This window comes from Anaerorhabdus furcosa (assembly GCF_900167375.1).
GTDB lineage: Bacteria > Bacillota_I > Bacilli_A > Erysipelotrichales > Erysipelotrichaceae > Anaerorhabdus > Anaerorhabdus furcosa.
Genome location: NZ_FUWY01000001.1, coordinates 257,963 through 275,808 on the forward strand (window position 1 = coordinate 257,963; position 17,846 = coordinate 275,808).

The 17,846-nt window shown below is 32.0% G+C and carries 16 protein-coding genes; all 16 read right to left on the reverse strand.

The genetic code is table 11. The annotated features are described in order from the left end of the window. Positions 1 to 22: 22 nt before the first annotated feature. Complete coding sequence (locus B5D14_RS01335) at positions 23 to 484, reverse strand: hypothetical protein (RefSeq protein ID WP_078710780.1); 462 nt, start codon at positions 482 to 484, stop codon at positions 23 to 25. Further along, entirely contained in the window at positions 485 to 1,345 is an 861-nt protein-coding gene (locus tag B5D14_RS01340; protein WP_078710781.1) for an AraC family transcriptional regulator, read from the reverse strand. A 115-nt stretch (positions 1,346 to 1,460) separates the two neighbouring features. After that, entirely contained in the window at positions 1,461 to 1,691 is a 231-nt protein-coding gene (locus B5D14_RS01345; RefSeq protein ID WP_078710782.1) for a hypothetical protein, read from the reverse strand. Continuing rightward, the gene (locus B5D14_RS01350; protein ID WP_078710783.1) at positions 1,685 to 2,305 is read right to left on the reverse strand and encodes a DUF1700 domain-containing protein; all 621 of its coding nucleotides are present in this window, start codon (positions 2,303 to 2,305) and stop codon (positions 1,685 to 1,687) included. Before B5D14_RS01350 ends, B5D14_RS01345 begins: the two co-directional genes overlap by 7 nt. Next, on the reverse strand, positions 2,298 to 2,615 hold the full coding sequence (locus B5D14_RS01355; protein ID WP_078710784.1) for a PadR family transcriptional regulator: 318 nt from the start codon (positions 2,613 to 2,615) through the stop codon (positions 2,298 to 2,300). Before B5D14_RS01355 ends, B5D14_RS01350 begins: the two co-directional genes overlap by 8 nt. A 104-nt stretch (positions 2,616 to 2,719) precedes the next feature. Beyond that, positions 2,720 to 3,886 (reverse strand): pyridoxal phosphate-dependent aminotransferase, encoded by a 1,167-nt coding sequence (locus B5D14_RS01360; RefSeq protein WP_078710785.1) that lies wholly within the window; start codon positions 3,884 to 3,886, stop codon positions 2,720 to 2,722. Next, positions 3,883 to 4,371: an Lrp/AsnC family transcriptional regulator gene (locus B5D14_RS01365; RefSeq protein ID WP_078710786.1), complete on the reverse strand. Its 489-nt coding sequence runs from the start codon at positions 4,369 to 4,371 to the stop codon at positions 3,883 to 3,885. The genes B5D14_RS01360 and B5D14_RS01365 overlap by 4 nt, the downstream gene beginning before the upstream one ends. 336 nt (positions 4,372 to 4,707) lie before the next feature. Further along, positions 4,708 to 6,933 (reverse strand): bifunctional diguanylate cyclase/phosphodiesterase, encoded by a 2,226-nt coding sequence (locus B5D14_RS01370; RefSeq protein ID WP_078710787.1) that lies wholly within the window; start codon positions 6,931 to 6,933, stop codon positions 4,708 to 4,710. A gap of 76 nt (positions 6,934 to 7,009) precedes the next feature. Continuing rightward, positions 7,010 to 7,687 carry an ABC transporter ATP-binding protein gene (locus B5D14_RS01375; RefSeq protein ID WP_078710788.1) on the reverse strand — a complete coding sequence of 226 codons (678 nt, stop codon included), beginning with the start codon at positions 7,685 to 7,687 and terminating at the stop codon, positions 7,010 to 7,012. A gap of 9 nt (positions 7,688 to 7,696) precedes the next feature. Further along, positions 7,697 to 9,271: an ABC transporter permease gene (locus tag B5D14_RS01380; RefSeq protein ID WP_078710789.1), complete on the reverse strand. Its 1,575-nt coding sequence runs from the start codon at positions 9,269 to 9,271 to the stop codon at positions 7,697 to 7,699. Between the two features lie 102 nt (positions 9,272 to 9,373). Then, positions 9,374 to 10,051 (reverse strand): ABC transporter ATP-binding protein, encoded by a 678-nt coding sequence (locus tag B5D14_RS01385; RefSeq protein ID WP_078710790.1) that lies wholly within the window; start codon positions 10,049 to 10,051, stop codon positions 9,374 to 9,376. Positions 10,052 to 10,060: 9 nt separating this feature from the next. Then, positions 10,061 to 11,629, reverse strand: coding sequence for an ABC transporter permease (locus B5D14_RS01390; protein ID WP_078710791.1), 1,569 nt, complete (start codon positions 11,627 to 11,629; stop codon positions 10,061 to 10,063). A 23-nt stretch (positions 11,630 to 11,652) separates the two neighbouring features. After that, positions 11,653 to 13,440, reverse strand: coding sequence for a PASTA domain-containing protein (locus tag B5D14_RS01395; RefSeq protein ID WP_078710792.1), 1,788 nt, complete (start codon positions 13,438 to 13,440; stop codon positions 11,653 to 11,655). A 148-nt stretch (positions 13,441 to 13,588) separates the two neighbouring features. Continuing rightward, positions 13,589 to 15,568: an excinuclease ABC subunit UvrB gene (gene uvrB, locus B5D14_RS01400; RefSeq protein WP_078710793.1), complete on the reverse strand. Its 1,980-nt coding sequence runs from the start codon at positions 15,566 to 15,568 to the stop codon at positions 13,589 to 13,591. A 71-nt stretch (positions 15,569 to 15,639) separates the two neighbouring features. Continuing rightward, the gene (locus B5D14_RS01405) at positions 15,640 to 16,212 is read right to left on the reverse strand and encodes a GNAT family N-acetyltransferase (RefSeq protein WP_159443681.1); all 573 of its coding nucleotides are present in this window, start codon (positions 16,210 to 16,212) and stop codon (positions 15,640 to 15,642) included. A 60-nt stretch (positions 16,213 to 16,272) separates the two neighbouring features. Continuing rightward, positions 16,273 to 17,790 carry a S41 family peptidase gene (locus B5D14_RS01410; RefSeq protein WP_078710795.1) on the reverse strand — a complete coding sequence of 506 codons (1,518 nt, stop codon included), beginning with the start codon at positions 17,788 to 17,790 and terminating at the stop codon, positions 16,273 to 16,275. Between the last annotated feature and the right edge of the window lie 56 nt (positions 17,791 to 17,846).

Sequence of the window (17,846 nt, forward strand, 5' to 3'; positions counted from 1 at the left end):
ATGTTTAAATTGAGCATATCTTTTATTTTATCTTCACATATTCATATTTAATACTTGTACCCACTACAACATCTTCAATCTTGTCGATAATTAACCAATCATCCATATTACTTTGTTTATCAAAATCCAAAGGTTCTATTTCTTCTACATGATTAAATTCAACAAGACATAGACATTTCTTTAGCCAACGCTCTTTTTGTTTATCAGTAAGATTTAATTTCTTTTGATTCTTTTCAAGAATTTCTCTACTTTCTTCATCACTCAATTTAACATAATTCTCTACATGAGTTACAACTGCTTTTGCAGTTATTTTCATCGTTCCTTTTTCCATGAAGTATAGAACGTCATTTTCAAATACTCTGCTGTGGGGAAACTTTCTACCCGCTGCTCCTCTAACAACCATCGTCTTTGTATGATTGATGATTTTATCTAACTCTTTATTTCCTTTTCCTCCTGTATTATCACAGTAAACTAAATGCACCATTTATTTATCCTCCTCAATGGGAATCCAAATTTGACTTAAGTAATCATCGTCAAAAGAATTTCCTTCACTATACCATTCAACTTCTGGACAATCAGCATGATTGAATGGATACTTTACAACCCATTCTTCATTTAAGAATTTCCATCCATTTTGAATCGCCTCTGGTAGTCTACCTTTACAATCAAATACTGCCCAAGTTACTGAAGGTAACACGATTTCTTCAAACTCATCTGATTGTTTATCACCGATTACCGCTACTGCATAATCAATTTCTTCTGCCTCACTAGAATAGTTCAAACACAAACCAAATAGTCCCTTGGGACTTCCTTGATCCAAGTTAACAAGTTTAGAAAATGTTCCATCTTTAAAATATTGTTGCCATATCGCTGGAATTTCTTTAAAATTGTTTCCATTTACACAAGATATTTTTTTTATTTTACCAAGCAGTCGCATCTCTTCTTTTTTTACCAATCGCCAAGCATATTCTTGTTTTGTAGATACTTGCATCTTTGGAAATACTCTTAATTCAATATCTTCATTTCTAGCATCTTTAGGTGATACCCCATGAAATTGATTGAATGCTTTTGTAAACGATGTCGGTGAATCATACCCATACTTGTAACTAATATCAACCACTCTCATATTTGTGCTTTTCAAATCATAACCAGCTAGTGTTAATTTTCGATTTCTTACATATTCTGCAAAACTCATTTCATTCATATAAGAAAATACTTTTTGAAAAAATCCGTATGAACAGCCTGCGATTCTTGTTATATCTTCTTGTTCAATTGGCTCTTCAGTTCTCTGAAGATGATTTTCTACATAATCAATAATTTGTTGTAACTGTTCATTCCAATCCATATTCGTACCTCATCGTGTATTCTAATTCTACATGAAATAAATATTACTTTCATCTCTTTTTATGTTCCGTCAGGATAGAAAAAGATAAGTATTCACTTATCCTCTAATACAATATTTAATTACCAAAATGAAAAACGTAGAGTGGACCCATTTTTGCATAGATACGGAATTGATTATCATCATCGACATGAACTGTTTGATACCATATTTCTTTATCTTCTAATTTCATGTTTTCAAGATTATTATCTGCAAGATTAAATCCTGCAATCATAAATGCAAGCCCTGCAATAATTAAGCATGAACTCCAAATCAATAAATTCTTTTTACTAAGTAACTCTTTTACCATAATTTAATTCCTCTCAATCTTTGCAAACAGTTGATATCAACCCAACCCCAGACATTCTTCGTGATAACAACAAAGTATTTTGAAATCATTCCTGTACTGATTGCTAGTAAGATAAATAAACCCGATGCTATAACGCCTACACCAAATTGTGTCAAACCTAGAGCTAAATTACTTTGCATAATTGCAAATGACCCCAATGTGCTAACAACGCTTAGGATAACACTAACAACAGTAAGCGTTCCCATAAGAAATGGAATTGTCCAAAGTAGCATATAACCCACTAAAAGTAAGCAAAATCCCGTTAACAATAACATGAGTCCCATCAAAACAAACGCACCCCAGAATGGACTTCCAAGCACAATCAGTGTTGCGATTAACATCTTTTTTGCTGGTGTACTTTCCTTTTTCGATTTATTTGAAACATCTTCTGATAAAATTGTTTCTGCAATTTGTCCAGGTGTACCTACTTTGATAACTGCTTCTTCCTGCGTACAACCATCTTCTATGAAATCTTCTATCATTTCACTATAATATGAAATCGCTTTTTCTCTCTCACTCGGACTTAATTTATTTAAAAGATTTTCTAATCTTTCTAAAAATTCTTGTTTATTCATCCTCTTTATCTCCTTTTATAAATTTGTATATTTTCTCTATTTCATCCCAATCCTCTAAAAACCTATTAATCTGTCCAATTCCTTTATCAGTTATTTGATAATATTTTCTTAATCGACTATTATGCTCAACAGAATAAGTCGATACTTGTTGGCTTGTTTCTAATCTTTTGAGTATTGGATATAAAGTTGATTCAGAGATTTCAATGCATGTTGAAACATCTTTTACAATTTGATACCCATAAGAATCTGCATCTTTTAGTGCTGCAAGAACGCAAAACTCTAAGAATCCTTTTTTTAATTGTGCATCCATAAGAACCTCCTTATGTGTATACTATACATTGCATAGTATAATGTGTCAACTAGTATTTTACAAAATAAAAAGATGAGATTTTTCTCATCCTTCTACCTTCACAATTATTTCAATGAATTTAAGAATCTTTCCATTCTTTCTAATGCTTCTTTAATTTCATCAATACTATAAGCATAAGAAATTCTTACATATCCTTCTCCACATTTACCAAAAGCTGAACCTGGCACAACTGCAACTTTTTCTTGTTGAAGTAATTTCTCACAGAATTCATCTGATGTTAAACCTGTAGATGTAATGTTTGGGAATACATAAAATGCTCCTTCAGGTAAATGGCATTTCAATCCAATACGATTTAAACCATTTACGATAAAGTTTCGTCTACCTTCAAATGATTCACGATGAACATCACAATCATTATCTCCTTTAGCCGCAGCTTCTACTGCCGCATACTGACTAATCGTTGATGGACACATGATGCAATATTGGTGAACTTTATTCATTGATTTGATAATATCCGCATCCGCTAATAAATAACCAATACGCCATCCTGTCATAGAATAAGCTTTAGAGAATCCATTGATGATGATAACTTGTTCTTTAATTTCTTCAAAAGATGAAATTGTACAAAATTTATCTCCATAAGATAATTCTGCATAAATCTCATCCGTTAATACTACTAGGTCATGCGCTTTAATAAGCGGGATTAATTCTTCATAATCTTCCTTATTCATAACCCCACCTGTAGGATTACCTGGGAAATTTAAGAATAAAATTTTTGTTTTATCACTAATTGCATTTTCCAATGCCTCTTTTGTTAATTTAAAATGATTTTCTTCTTTTAGTTCAATGATGACAGGTGTTCCACCTGCAAGACGAACTAATGGTTCATAAGCCACATATCCAGGTTGAAGTAGTATTACTTCATCTCCTGGATCTAATAATGTTCGCATAACAATATCAATAGCTTCTGATCCACCAACGGTTATCATACATTGATTTTGCCAATCATACGAAACACCAAAACGACGTTGATAATACTTACATATTTCTTTTCTTAACTCTGGTAAACCCACATTACTCGTGTAAAATGTTTTACCACTTTTAATTGCATAAATTGCTTCTTCACGAATATGCCAAGGTGTTTGAAAATCTGGTTCCCCTACCCCTAACGATACTACTCCTTCCATTTGACTTGCCATGTCAAAGTATTTACGAATACCTGAAGGAGGAATTTCTTGAATCAATTTATTTAAGTATTTTGCTCCACTCATGGAGTAACAATCAATCGTTTAACAGGCTCTTCATCTTCTGTTACTACGACACCTTCTACTTTATATTGTTTAAGAACGAAACATGTAATTGTATGTTTAACACCTTCAATTGGTGCTAACTTTTGACCAACGAAATCCGCAACTTCACGCATTGTTTTTCCTTGAATTACAACCATGAATTCACTTTTACCACTCATTAAATATAGACTAGAAACTTCAGGGTATTTTGAGATTTCCGCGGCGACATTATCATAACCACTTTCACGTTCCGGTTGCGCACCAACCTCAATAATTGCCATACAGTGATCACGATTCGTCTTGTCCCAATTAATTACTGTGTGATATCCACAAATAATTTTTTCGTCTTCAAGACGGCGTTTTGTACGAACAACTACTTCTTCTGTTTCGTTTAGAATATCCGCTAAATCAGTAATTGATATACGAGGATCATTTTCTAACACATGTAATAGTTTTAATTCATCCATAAGACACCTCTTTCTATTACTATTTTATCATTACTTAGTTACTTTGTAATCAAGATAATTCTTAAAAGAAAAAGATATACCGTTTATATTAACTATATATCTCATCCATTCATTATCGATTGCTAAAAGTAGTAAGCATTTCTTTTGTTACTTTCGAATAGTTCCATTGACCGATGTATTTTTTTTCATTACTTATTACCTCACTTTATATGCAACCTTATTTTTTCATATCTAGGTTATATCAGAGTTATAATTCAACAAATCTTTATTTTTCATTCATTTGCATAGTAGCAATACAAAAGAAAGCACTCCTTACCTTTGAGTGCTTTCTTACTTTTAATTGTTTTTTAATTGTTCTTCATACTTTTCTTTTGGCATTGGTTTTGCATAATAGAAGCCTTGAGCAACATAACAAGAAAGTTCTTTTAATAAGTTTACTTGCTCAATCGTCTCAACACCTTCAACAACCACTGACATATCTAAGCCCTTAGCAAGTGAGATAATATTGCTCAATACAAACTCAACTCGTTTACTATCTTCTGCATCAGTCAAGAAACCTCTATCTACCTTTAATACATCAGCTTCAATGTCCTTTAATAAATTGAAGGATGAATAGCCACTTCCAAAATCATCAATACAGATAAGGAATCCTTTTAATCTTAATTCTTTACATATCTTAGAGAAATTTTCGATATCTTCATGAATAATCGTTTCAAGTAATTCTAACTCTACAAGATGTGGTGGTAAATCATATTTGTTAATAATTGACTCTAAGCGTTCTACATAACCTTCGCTATACACTAAAGCTTTCGATTGATTTACTGAAATCGGTAATGGTGTTAATCCCATTGATATCCATTCTCTTTGCATCTTACATACTTCTTCTAAGACAAATAAATCAATATTTACAATGAATCCATTCTTTTCAAATAATGGTAAGAATTCATTTGGTGGAATAATTTTTCCATCTTTAATCCAACGTACTAAAGCTTCTGCTCCAACCATTTTTCCAGTATTTATATCTACTTTAGATTGTAAGTATGCTTTAAATTGCCCACTATTTAGAGCTTCATACATAACGTTTTCTATTTCTTTTTCATTAATTGCATTTTCTCTCATTGTTTCCGTATAGAAACAGAATTTACGTTCAGACTCCATCGCTTTTGCATCTTGATGAGCCATGGTTGCTCTGTCCATAATTAATCCAATATCTTTTTCATTAGCAGGCACCTTATAAATACCTGTTGTTACATTTACTTTATATTGCTTATCTGCCTGAATTAATTCTTCTCTTAACCGTGCTCTAAATTCAACACCCATTTTAAGAACTTCCTCATCTGAATTACACATTAGTAAGCACATAAAATTGTCACCAGATTCATGACAATATAAATCTTCCTTCGTTAATATTTTAGAAATAAGTTTCTCCATCTTAAATAAAATAAAGTCACCCTCAGTATAACCATACATGTCATTAATCATTTTAAAATTATCAACATCTACTCTAACCATATATAATCCAGATTTGTAATTTTTCAACTTATCTTCTACTAATAATTTAAACTTGTTCAAATTATTACAATGAAGAAGTGGATCTGTATAAGCTAGATTCTCTAATTTCTTTTTGTTTCGATACTCCATAAATACAATCGCAATTAACAAACAGCTAAACAAAAGAATCGAAACTGTTACGCTAATAATATTTCTTATTACCAAACGATTGGTATAATCCATAACAACAGATTTTGGTACAGCAGTTACAACGGACCAATTATTTATTTTTGATGCGGCAAATGTCGCCAATAACTTTTGTCCATTGTGCTCATATTCAATAACATTTTGTTCATGTTTTTTAATATCTTCTTTATACTTATCAATTATTTCAGCATTATTGCCTTCTTCTTTTAGAAGTGTATATAGATTTAATCCTGCAGTTGATTCTTCATTCAACTTCGAATGAGTAATGATTGTCCCTGCATCATCAATAATGTAAGAGTAACCATAATCACCAAATGTACTTGTACTAATTAAATCAGAAAATATATCTGGAGAATTAGTTGCAAAGATTACTCCTTTTAATTCACCTTGCCAATAGTATGGTGTTGCATATACATTTATTGGTAATCCATCTACTCGATCAATCAATTGATCCGATACATTGCTTTTACCTTCAAGTGCTATTTTAAAATATTGTCTATCTTTCGATGTAAATGTCATATTATCTGTAGTACTTGCAATACCATCCAAAGAGATAAACGCAAGTCGTTTGAAACTAGTTCTATCATCTTCCATTGATAAAATCTCTAATACGTTTTCTATACTAAACTCTTCAATGTGTCCTGCAATATTGGATATAGATTCTAGTTTATCTAATTCTTGCTTCACCATTTTATCAAGTGCATTCGCATTTAAAACTGCTATTTCATTTAAAAATTGCTCATTTTGTTTATCTAAGTCATCTTTAGTAGATTCTACAATCCATATACCTACTACAAAAAGAGTTCCTAAGATTATAGAAATAGCTAATATCCACCGAAATATTTTAGATGAATTCTTCTTCACACGACACCTCTCCTACACACTTGTAAAACCCATACTTACATTATAACAAGAAAAAAAACGGATTTATACCCGTTTCTTACTTTAAATCTATCAATTTGCCATCTTGTAGAAATACTCGATGATCTGAAAGTTTAGAAACTTCATTGCTATGTGTAACAACAATAACCGTTTTACCAAACTTTTCTGTTAACATTTTAAAGATATGAATGATTTCACTTTCTGTTGCGGTATCTAGATTTCCTGTTGGTTCATCTGCAAAAATCAAATCTACATTGGACGCTAATGCACGAGCAATCGCAATCCGTTGTTGCTCTCCACCAGACAAATGTGTTACTAAACGATCTGCTTTTGATTGTACAATCCCAAACTTATCCAGTAATGCATAACCAATTTCCTTTTGGTTTTTTGGCATTTCATTATCTGTTTCGAGCATAGCTACTTCAATGTTTTCGATACCAGTTAAATACTGAATCAAATTATAAGCTTGAAACACTACACCAATTTTATTTCTGCGATATTTATACAAACCCAATTGTTTAATATCTGCATCATCAAAATAAATATTTCCACTTTCCTGTGAATCTAATCCTGCAAGAATACTGAGTAGTGTAGTTTTACCGCTTCCTGATGGACCAAGAATTGTATAAAACTTTCCCTCTTCAAATTCATAACTTAAGTCTTTTAGTATTTCTCTTCGATATCCACCATCAACATATCCATAGCTTATATGATCTATTTTTAATTTTATATTCATTTTATCCTCCTACGACAACATGATTCTCTTTGGATTTAAACGCATAATCATAATAGATGGAATTAATATACTTATAAATACAACAAGTACTCCCAATCCATAGATTTCAATGATAAGCAATGGCTCAATCGATACATTATAATTCTCTAATAGTTCATCTTGGCTAATCCTCGTAAAATAGTCTTGATCCCAAATTCCGCCATAAGTAACATCTGTTTGAATTTCTTCTTCAGTATTACTTTGTTGATAATCCAAGACCAGTTCTCCAACTTTTCCTGCAATTAAACTTCCAGTTCCAACTGCCAATGTAAATCCAAGAAAAGCTACAATTAGTAATTCTGCAAACAATTGCATGACTACTTTTACTTTACTAACACCCAATGACAAAAGTACACCGATTTCAAATTCACGTGTTTTCAATGTAAGAGCTGTAACTAATGATATAATGACAACTGCATTTATCGCTACAATCCATACGATAACATTCGCAAAGAATGAAAGTGTATCCAATGGTTTTGCCAATTCCTTAAATTCTTTTTCGTTTGAATTGAATTTTATAAATTGTTCCTCAAGTGATTGATGATCACTTACAAAAGATTCAATATTTTCTGCACTTTTCAATAAGAAAGTTGCTTTATTTGTAACTAAATAATCTTCTATTACAGGTCTTTCCTGACCTTCTATCATTGAGAAATTCCCTGTGCTTACAAAATAGTCATACACTTTAGAAATCAAATTATAACTATAATCTGCATATGCTGTTAATGGAAGCAAAATTACATTTTTAGGTGACTCATAAGGTGCCATCCAATCAAATTGGTCAGAATTTGGATCTACATCATTTTTGGTTGAGTAGATACCAATAATTTCTACTTCCATGATGCAATCTTGATCTGTAAGTCCCATCGTTGTTTTATATTGTTCTAATTGATCATTTTGAAACATAACATATTTAAATGTATCACCTATTTGTAAACCATTTACCTCTGCCAACTCTTTTGTAATTAAGGCAACACGATTTGAATTATCCATATCATCTTGTGTATACATTCTTCCTTGTTCCAAGGTAAATGTACCATCTTCAAACTCAATCATGTTTGGATAGGCATTAGCCATCAAAAATAAATTTGCTTCTTGATATACATATTCTTTACCAGTAATTGCATCATAACTTGCTCCTGATGAATTTTCATTTTTCTTATTTTCATTACCTACAGGCACATTTTCTATTCCTATGGAATATACCATTGTACTAGTAAGTTGATTTACTGCTGATACTCGTTCATCTGCCATCATTTTCTTTACATTTTCATTATTAACTCTTGGCATATTTTTATTAAATTCTGTTCTTTCTTCATCGGATTCTAGTTTATCCATTTCTTTCCAGAAAGAATCATAATCAATTTCATAATTTACAACAGCGCGCATCTTATCACGTGTTATTTTTTTAGCATTTTCTGCAGCATTACTTATTCCTAACCCTACTAAAACTAAATTACCAATCATGAAAAAAGTAATTCCTAAAATAATTGACTTCGATGTTTTTCTTTTACAATACAATATTGCTCTTTTCAAATAGTTCATATCTATCTACCACCTTATACAATTATTTTATTTGATAAATATTAAGAACTTCTAAACACAAACTTAATTTTCATAAAAGAAAAAGAAGTGAAATTTCACTTCTTAGTCAATGTCTTGTAATTTGCCATCTTGTAGAAATACACGATGATCAGATAATTTTGAAACTTCATTACTGTGTGTTACAACGATAACTGTTTTATTAAATTTTTCAGTTAACATTCTAAAGATTTGTATAATTTCTTGCTCTGTTGCAGTATCCAAATTCCCTGTAGGTTCATCCGCAAAGATTAAATCTACATTAGAAGCTAGTGCACGCGCAATCGCAATACGTTGTTGTTCTCCTCCTGATAGGTGAGTAACTAAACGATCAGCTTTTGATTTTACAATTCCAAATTTTTCTAATAAAGCATATCCTATTTCTTTTCGATTTTTAGGTACTTCGTTATCAGTTTCTGTCATGGCAAGTTCAATATTTTCAATACCTGTTAAGTATTGAACTAAGTTATATGCTTGGAATACTACACCAATTTTATTTCTTCTATACTTATATAAGCCAAGCTTTTCTAAAGATTCACCTGCATAATAAACAGTTCCTGATTCTTGTTTATCAAGACCCGCTAGAATACTAAGTAATGTTGTTTTACCAGAACCTGATGGACCAAGGATTGTATAAAATTTACCTTCTTCGAAGTCATAACTTAAATCTTTAAGGATTTCACGACGGTAACCACCATCTACATATCCATAGTTTATGTTTTCTACTTTTAATATTGTTCCCATGGTTTCCTCCTATGCCAACAAGATTTGTTTTGGATTTAATCTCATAATCATTGCAGATGGAACTACGATACTAATAAAGACAACCGCAACACCCATTGCATAGATTTGTAAAATAATCCAAACACTAATTGATACATTATAATTCTCTAGTAATTGATCCTGACTAATCTCAGTAAAGTAATTTTGATCACCTACCCAAGAATAATAATTGTCATCGGTAGTAATTTCTTCTTCTGTATTACTTTGTTGGAAGTCTAATACCATTTTTCCTACTTGACCTGCAATTAAACTACCTGTTCCAACTGCCAGTGTAAATCCAAGGAATGCTACAATTAATAGTTCCACAAACATCTGCAGAACAACCTTAACCTTACTTACACCAAGAGACAATAGAACACCAATTTCAAATTCACGTGTTTTTAATGTTAATGCAGTAACTAATGAAATGATTACTACTGCATTTAATGTAACAATCCAGACGATAACATTTGCGAATAGTGATAATGTATCTAATGGTTTTGCTAATTTTTTGAATTGTTCATTGTTTGCATTTAAGAAAGTATAGTCTTTTAATTCTGATTTGTAATCATCTACAAATGAATCTACTTTTAATGGCTCATTTAATAAATAAACAACTTTATTTGCATAATATGAAGTTTCAACTGTTGGCTCTTCACCATACATATCACTATTTCCTTGAGATACATAGTAATCATATGATGCCTTTGATGATGCATAGTTGAATTGTGCGTATGTTGATCCAGGAATTAATACAAAATTCTTTGGAGATTCATAAGCAGACATCCAATCAAATCTTTGATCATTTGGATCAACATCAGCTTTAGTATTATAAATACCAATAATTTCTAAATCCATTTTTGTCATTTCTTCTGTAATACCCATTGTTAACAAATATTCCATTTGATTCTTATCAGTACTTGACAACGTAATTGTATCTCCAACTGATAAACCATTTACATCTGCTAGCTCTTTAGTTATTACTGCAACTGGACTTGCATTATCAATATCATTTTGATTGTACATTCTTCCATCCACAATCGTATTCGTACCTTCCACAAACTCAATAGTCTCTGGAACAATATTTGTTTGTATCATGATGTTTGGCTCAACATATTCCATTTGAGTGCCATCTTGCATCACGACGGCTCCTCCTCCACCATTTTCAGCTTTCTTTTCTTCATTTCCAAGTGGAACATTATCAAAGCCTTGAGAATACATTGGTGATGATGCAGAGTAATTCATTGCTTTCACTCTTTCATCTTTTGCCATTTTAAGTGCTATTTCTTTTTCAATTTTTGGATAGTTCTTGTATGCTTCAGTTCTTTCTTCATCAGACTCTAATGAATCTGTATATTCCCAGAATTTTTGGTTATCAACCTCATAGTTAACAACCGCACGCATTGATCTACGTGTTAATGTTTTAGCGTTATTTGCTGCATCGCTAATTCCCAAACCAATCAATACTAGATTTCCAATCATGAAGAATGTGATTCCTAATAGAATTGATTTAGACATCTTACGCGTTACATAACGCCAAGCACGATTCAAAAAGTTCATGTTTTATCCTCTTTCTTTTTATACTAATTTGAAGCTATTACCGACATTCCTTCAGTCAATTCTGTATTCGTGTTAATTACAGTCACTCCATCAGAAGAAAGTAATTTGTATGCTGTACTTGCTCCATCTATTGTACCAACCACGCTTAGATTCACACCATTTGCTTTACATAACGCTTCAAACATTGAGAAGTTTTGACCAGTATATGTAAATGATTTATTTTCAGGCGTTGGTGTTGGTGTTGGTTTTACAGTACAAGCTCCAGTTGAAGTCTTCATTGCAATCTTCGCATTTAGTGGCAATGGTCTTGCACACCCATTTGCACTTGTATCAATTTGATTACCATTTCCATCTAAACAACGATAACTAATGATTTGACCAGGTGTTGGGTATTCATCACTACATACTTGACCATCCCATGCACCAGTTGCTAAGTTAGCACCTTTACCATTTGCATCATCTACCCATTTTGTTAACTCGAGATAATCCTTACCATACCAAGCACGGCTATTTGTCTCAAGTTGAGGCATATAAATCGAGATAGTAAGTTCAAGCACTGTTCCTGCATCAACTGCAGAACCAGCCTTTATTGATTGCTCAACCACTGTTCCTTCTGCTGCACTGTTATAACGTTCTTTCTTAACAATTGTTACTTTATTCTCTGGTGTTGCTGCCCAAACTTCAAGCATTTCTTTTGTATAACCAACTAAGTTAGGAATCTTAACAGCTTTTCCTTTAGAAACAACTACAGTAACTGTTGCTCCTTCTTCAACGCTATCACCTACTTTAGTTCCTTGAGAAATGATTTTTCCTGTTTCAACAGTATCACTATATACTTCAGTTTTTTGAACAACTAATTTTTTTGTAGTAGCCCAAGCTTCAAATTCAGCAAATGTTTTTCCTACAAAGTTTTCCATTGCTACAGTTCCAGCAGGTGCAGGTCCTTTAGAAATATTAATTGTTAGTGTTGCACCTCTAGTAAAACTACTTTCAGTACCTGTTTTTAATTCGAAATTAATCACTTGATCTTTTTCTACAATCGTATTGTATTGCGTATTAATTTTTGTTTTAGATAGTTTGTTGGTTTCAATCCAATCTTTAATTTCTGAATAGTTCATATTCATTAAATCTGGGAAATCAACAGGATCCTCTGGATTCGCACCTTTAGATGCTACAAATGTTAAAGGTGTTGTATCTTTAATCTTTGAACCAGCTGTTTTATCTTGAGATATAATTACATCTTTATCATATTCCATGCTAAATTCTGTATTCATAATAATATTTGAAGTTGAAATATTGTTTTGTTTTGCCCAAGCTCCTACATCATTAATTGTTTGTCCTACAAAATTAGGCATTGGAATTTTAGGTGCAAATACAAAATACCAAACTGCTACTCCAATTGCTACTAATGCAACAATTCCTGCAATCAATAATTTCGGATCTAATTTGAAAGGTTTCTTTTCAATTTTTTCAAGCTTTTCTTCGTGGAAACTATTTGGTCCTTTTCCATCTCTTAATGAAGCTTTCCTTGGTGCTGCTGTTGGTGCTGGTGCTGCTGTTGGTGCTGCTGTTGGTTTTTTTACAGGCTCACTAACAACTTGTTTAGTTGGTTGTGGAGCAGGTTTAGGTGCTGTATTGCTAGATGTAGATTTTTCATGTGGAAAATCATAGTCTTGATTTTTATAACTTCTTAATTCATCACCCTTATTGTTTGAGACTTGATAGATATCAAAATCATCGCGCTCAACACCTTTTTTTTCATCTTCAAGTTCTTCTGCAAGTGAACTTAAGAAATCTTTTTTATTCGTCATACATTGCCCTCACTTCTTTTCTATTCTACATGATTTAGATAGTCATTGCCACCCACTAGAGTAAATATTCATAATTTCTTAAGATTTAGGGAAGATGAAAAAATATAAATTAAAAACAGATGATTTTTCACATCTGTTTAATTGCATTTTATTCGCCTTTTATTTCAATTAAAATGTCTCTTAATTCTGCAGCTCTCTCGAAATCAAGGACTTTTGCAGCATCCTTCATTTCTTTTTCTAAATTAGCAATCAATTCTTGTTTTTCTTTCTTACCAACTTTAGATTTCTTCTTAATAAACTTCGCTGCCATTTCTTGTGTTTCTTTGCCATGAACAGCTTCTTGAATATCTTTTTTAATCGTTGTAGGTGTTATTCCATATTTAATATTATGATCTTCTTGAATTTTTCTACGACGATTTGTTTCATCAATTGCAAGTTGCATTGAATTTGTGATTCGATCTGCATACATAATAACTTGACCATGTGCATTACGTGCAGCACGTCCAATCGTTTGTATTAATGAACGTTGTGAACGTAAGAATCCTTCTTTATCGGCATCCAATATAACAACCAAAGATACCTCTGGAATATCAAGACCTTCACGTAACAAGTTGATTCCAACAAGGACATCAATCTTACCACGTCTTAAATCACGAATTGTTTCAATACGTTCCAGTGTTTGAGTTTCATGATGAAGATAAGCAACTTTGTATTCACTTTTCTTCAAATAATCCGTTAAATCTTCTGCCATCTTCACAGTTAATGTTGTGATTAAAACACGTTCATTCTTCTCGATACGTGCATTGATTTCATCTGTTATATCATCAATTTGTCCTCTTGTTGGGCGGATAAATATTTCAGGATCAAGTAGACCTGTTGGACGAATAATTTGTTCTGTAAACTTGTTGTTTACTTTTTGCAACTCATAATCACCTGGTGTTGCAGATACATAAATTGCTTGAGGGAATATTTCCTCGAACTCACTAAATCTCATTGGTCGATTATCTAAAGCACTTGGAAGTCTAAATCCATATTCTACAAGTGTTTCTTTTCTTGCTCGATCACCGTTATACATTCCTCTTATTTGCGGTAATGACACATGACTTTCATCAACAACTAGTAAGAAATCATCCTTTGGAAAATAGTCGAATAGATTGAATGGTCTCTCTCCTGGTTTTCTATTATCAATTTCTCTTGAATAGTTTTCTATTCCAGGACATACTCCAAACTCTCTTAAAGCTTCAATATCAAATGTACAGCGTTGCTCAAGTCGTTGTGCTTCTAGAAGTTTTCCTTGGCTTTGCAACTCTTTAACTCGTGCTCTCATCTCTTCTTCGATTTCATTGCACGCTCTTAACATATTTTCTTTTGGTCTTGCATAGCCTGTTGCTGGGAAAATAATATACACTGTATAGCCATTAATAATTTTTCCTGTTAATGGATCCACTTCTAATATTCTCTCAATCTCATCATCAAACATTTCTATTCGTAACGCAAATTGATCCGTATGCCCTAATGTTATTTCTACAACATCGCCACGCACTTTAAACGTTCCTTTTTGGTTATCTATATCATTTCTTTGATATTGTCTTTCAATTAATTTCCTAAGCAAAGCTTGTCTTTCGATTCTTTCACCAACACGAATTGTAAAAAACATGCCTTTATATTGTTCAGGATCACTTGATGCATAAATACATGCAACAGACGCAACGATTATTGTATCTCTTCTTTCAAGTACTGAATTGTACGCCGCCATACGTAACATATCTAATTCATCATTGGTCATCGAGTTCTTTTCAATATAAGTATCTGTTTTTGGCATGTAAGCTTCTGGTTGATAAAAATCGAAGTTAGAAACAAAGTATTCAACTCGATTATTTGGAAATAATTCCTTGAATTCTGAATATAATTGTCCTGCAAGTGTTTTATTGTGCACAAATACAAGAGTTGGTTTATTAATTTGTTCAATTACATTTCCGATTGTAAACGTCTTCCCTGTGCCTGTTGCACCCAAAAGAACTTGTTCATGTTTTCCATCTCTAATCCCTTGAACGAGTTCTTTAATCGCTAGGGGCTGATCTCCGGTAGGCTTATATTTTGATACTAATTCAAATTTGTGTTCACTCATTTTTATGCCCTCCCTTACTATTCTAGCACATAATTATAGAATATACATGAATTATATTCAAGTGATAAGAGTTATCTTTTCATATAGATAAATTCATCAAATCCCATTTGTTTTGGATATTTCACTTTTTCTCTTTTAAATTCATGAAACCCCTTCTTTGTATAACAATTTATCGCATTTTCATTGATACTCGTTACTTTTAAACTTATTTCTTTTTGTTTATTATTTTCAATTGTATGTTGCAATAATTGACTCCCTATTCCCTGATGATTGAAGTCAGGATCAACCCCCAAAATATCAACATAGACTTGATCAGTATTAAAATGAAGTGGTTCTTCAAATTCTTTCTTTAACATCATTGCCATTGCATATCCTTTAAAGAAACCAACTTCTTTTTGAAATACTTTTTCTTTAATATATTGTGCTCTCTCATTCTTTGTAACAAGTGATATAAATCCAACAATCTTTTGATTCACAATAGCGACATCATAAACATCAATAAATACACCTGGTGCTAATATTCTAGCTATTTTATTTTCATCTGTACTTAATAATTTCCAATCATTATTAAAAGCTCTTGCACTGATTAATGCAATCGCTTCCCTATCTTCTTCTAGTGCTTTTCTAATTATTAGATCCTTCATTTTCATTACCTCAATGTCTTTTTATGATAACACAAGAAAAGCTAGATTACTCTAGCTTTGCTACTGATTTTCTTTTAGTACATTAATTGCTTCATTCAATTGTGCATCTTTAGCTTCATTGAGTGAGTACTCTTTAACTACCGATGAAACTATAGCCTCAAATGTACCTTTGTCTAAAATACCATCTTGTGTTATGTTCAAGTTTTTCTCAAATTGTTTAAGCGCAGTTAATGTTGATTCATCAAAGTATCCATCTGTACGATTTACAGAATATCCTAAATAGTCTAAACCTTCTTGTAAAATACGCACATAATTTGATACTTGATCAACTGTAAATGAATCTGTTTCTTCCATTGGTAAGTAGGCTTCATATAGAATATCATGTAGTTTAACTTCAATGTCTGGTTTAATTCCTACACCATCAATTGAAACTCCACTTGGTGATAACCATTTCGATGAAGTATATTTTAAAGCTGATCCATCAGTAAATGGTTGTGTTATTTGGACAGTACCTTTACCATAACTTGTTGTACCCATAACAGTTACATTATCTCTTAATTCTTGTAATGCGATTGTCAATACTTCTGATGCGCTTGCAGTTTGTTCATTAATAAGAATTACAATATCTTCAATATTATCGTATTTACCACCAAGTGAAAGTGTTTCTTGAACGCTTCCATTTGCATATTCTTGTTTCATAACGACAACATCTTTATCAACAAAGAAACTTACAACATCAACAAATGCGTCTAAGTAGCCTCCACCATTGTCTCTTAAATCAATCACAAGCTTCTTCATGCCTGCATCTTTCATTTCATCTAAATATGCTTCCACTTCATATCCTGTTGAATCTCCAAAACCATATATTTCTAAATAACCAATATCATCTTGAAGCATTTTTCCATAGGTGGTTCCATTTACTTCTGCTCTGCTAATATCAAGGGTAACTGGTTTTCCACCTCTTAAGAATTCAATTGAAACATTTGTCCCTGATTCACCACGAACTCTGTCTTTAATATCATCAGTTGTTAATCCTTCAACAGATACACCATCTATTTTATTTATAATATCACCAGGTAATACACCTGCTTTTTCTGCTGGAGAATTCTTGAATACACGATTAATTAAATAAACTCCTTCATTGGTTGTAAATTGAACACCAATTCCTACAAAGTTCATATTAATTGATTGCGTGAAATTTTGTAACTCATCACTTGAAAAATATGTTGTATGTGGATCCTCTTCACTTGTTGCCATTCCATATAATGCACGATCCATCAAATGTTCTTGAATATCTGGATCATCTTTCGCAAAATACCAATTATTTTCTAGTAGATCCATGACATAATCAATTTTAGACTGTTGCTTTTCTTGAGTTGTTGGATTGATTTGTATTACTTTTGCATTCCCAATTAGCCATCCCACAACAAAAACAAAAATCATACTTACAACTATAAAAACCGTGAACAATCGTCTTTGGAATTTTTGTTCCTTCTTTTCTGCTTCATCTGGCCATATATGACGTTCTAATTTAATTCGAACTTTTTTATCGTCATCTTTTTCTTCTTCATTACTCATATATTTTTACCTCACGCTACCTATTTTATCATAAATCACAACAAAAGGAGACAATC

Coding starts and splice junctions, on each gene's coding strand:
- B5D14_RS01335 (WP_078710780.1), bottom strand. CDS start 484: ATGGTGCATTTAGTTTACTGTGATAATACAGGAGGAAAAGGAAATAAA.
- B5D14_RS01340 (WP_078710781.1), bottom strand. CDS start 1,345: ATGGATTGGAATGAACAGTTACAACAAATTATTGATTATGTAGAAAAT.
- B5D14_RS01345 (WP_078710782.1), bottom strand. CDS start 1,691: ATGGTAAAAGAGTTACTTAGTAAAAAGAATTTATTGATTTGGAGTTCA.
- B5D14_RS01350 (WP_078710783.1), bottom strand. CDS start 2,305: ATGAATAAACAAGAATTTTTAGAAAGATTAGAAAATCTTTTAAATAAA.
- B5D14_RS01355 (WP_078710784.1), bottom strand. CDS start 2,615: ATGGATGCACAATTAAAAAAAGGATTCTTAGAGTTTTGCGTTCTTGCA.
- B5D14_RS01360 (WP_078710785.1), bottom strand. CDS start 3,886: ATGAGTGGAGCAAAATACTTAAATAAATTGATTCAAGAAATTCCTCCT.
- B5D14_RS01365 (WP_078710786.1), bottom strand. CDS start 4,371: ATGGATGAATTAAAACTATTACATGTGTTAGAAAATGATCCTCGTATA.
- B5D14_RS01375 (WP_078710788.1), bottom strand. CDS start 7,687: ATGAATATAAAATTAAAAATAGATCATATAAGCTATGGATATGTTGAT.
- B5D14_RS01380 (WP_078710789.1), bottom strand. CDS start 9,271: ATGAACTATTTGAAAAGAGCAATATTGTATTGTAAAAGAAAAACATCG.
- B5D14_RS01385 (WP_078710790.1), bottom strand. CDS start 10,051: ATGGGAACAATATTAAAAGTAGAAAACATAAACTATGGATATGTAGAT.
- B5D14_RS01390 (WP_078710791.1), bottom strand. CDS start 11,629: ATGAACTTTTTGAATCGTGCTTGGCGTTATGTAACGCGTAAGATGTCT.
- B5D14_RS01395 (WP_078710792.1), bottom strand. CDS start 13,440: ATGACGAATAAAAAAGATTTCTTAAGTTCACTTGCAGAAGAACTTGAA.
- uvrB (WP_078710793.1), bottom strand. CDS start 15,568: ATGAGTGAACACAAATTTGAATTAGTATCAAAATATAAGCCTACCGGA.
- B5D14_RS01405 (WP_159443681.1), bottom strand. CDS start 16,212: ATGAAGGATCTAATAATTAGAAAAGCACTAGAAGAAGATAGGGAAGCG.
- B5D14_RS01410 (WP_078710795.1), bottom strand. CDS start 17,790: ATGAGTAATGAAGAAGAAAAAGATGACGATAAAAAAGTTCGAATTAAA.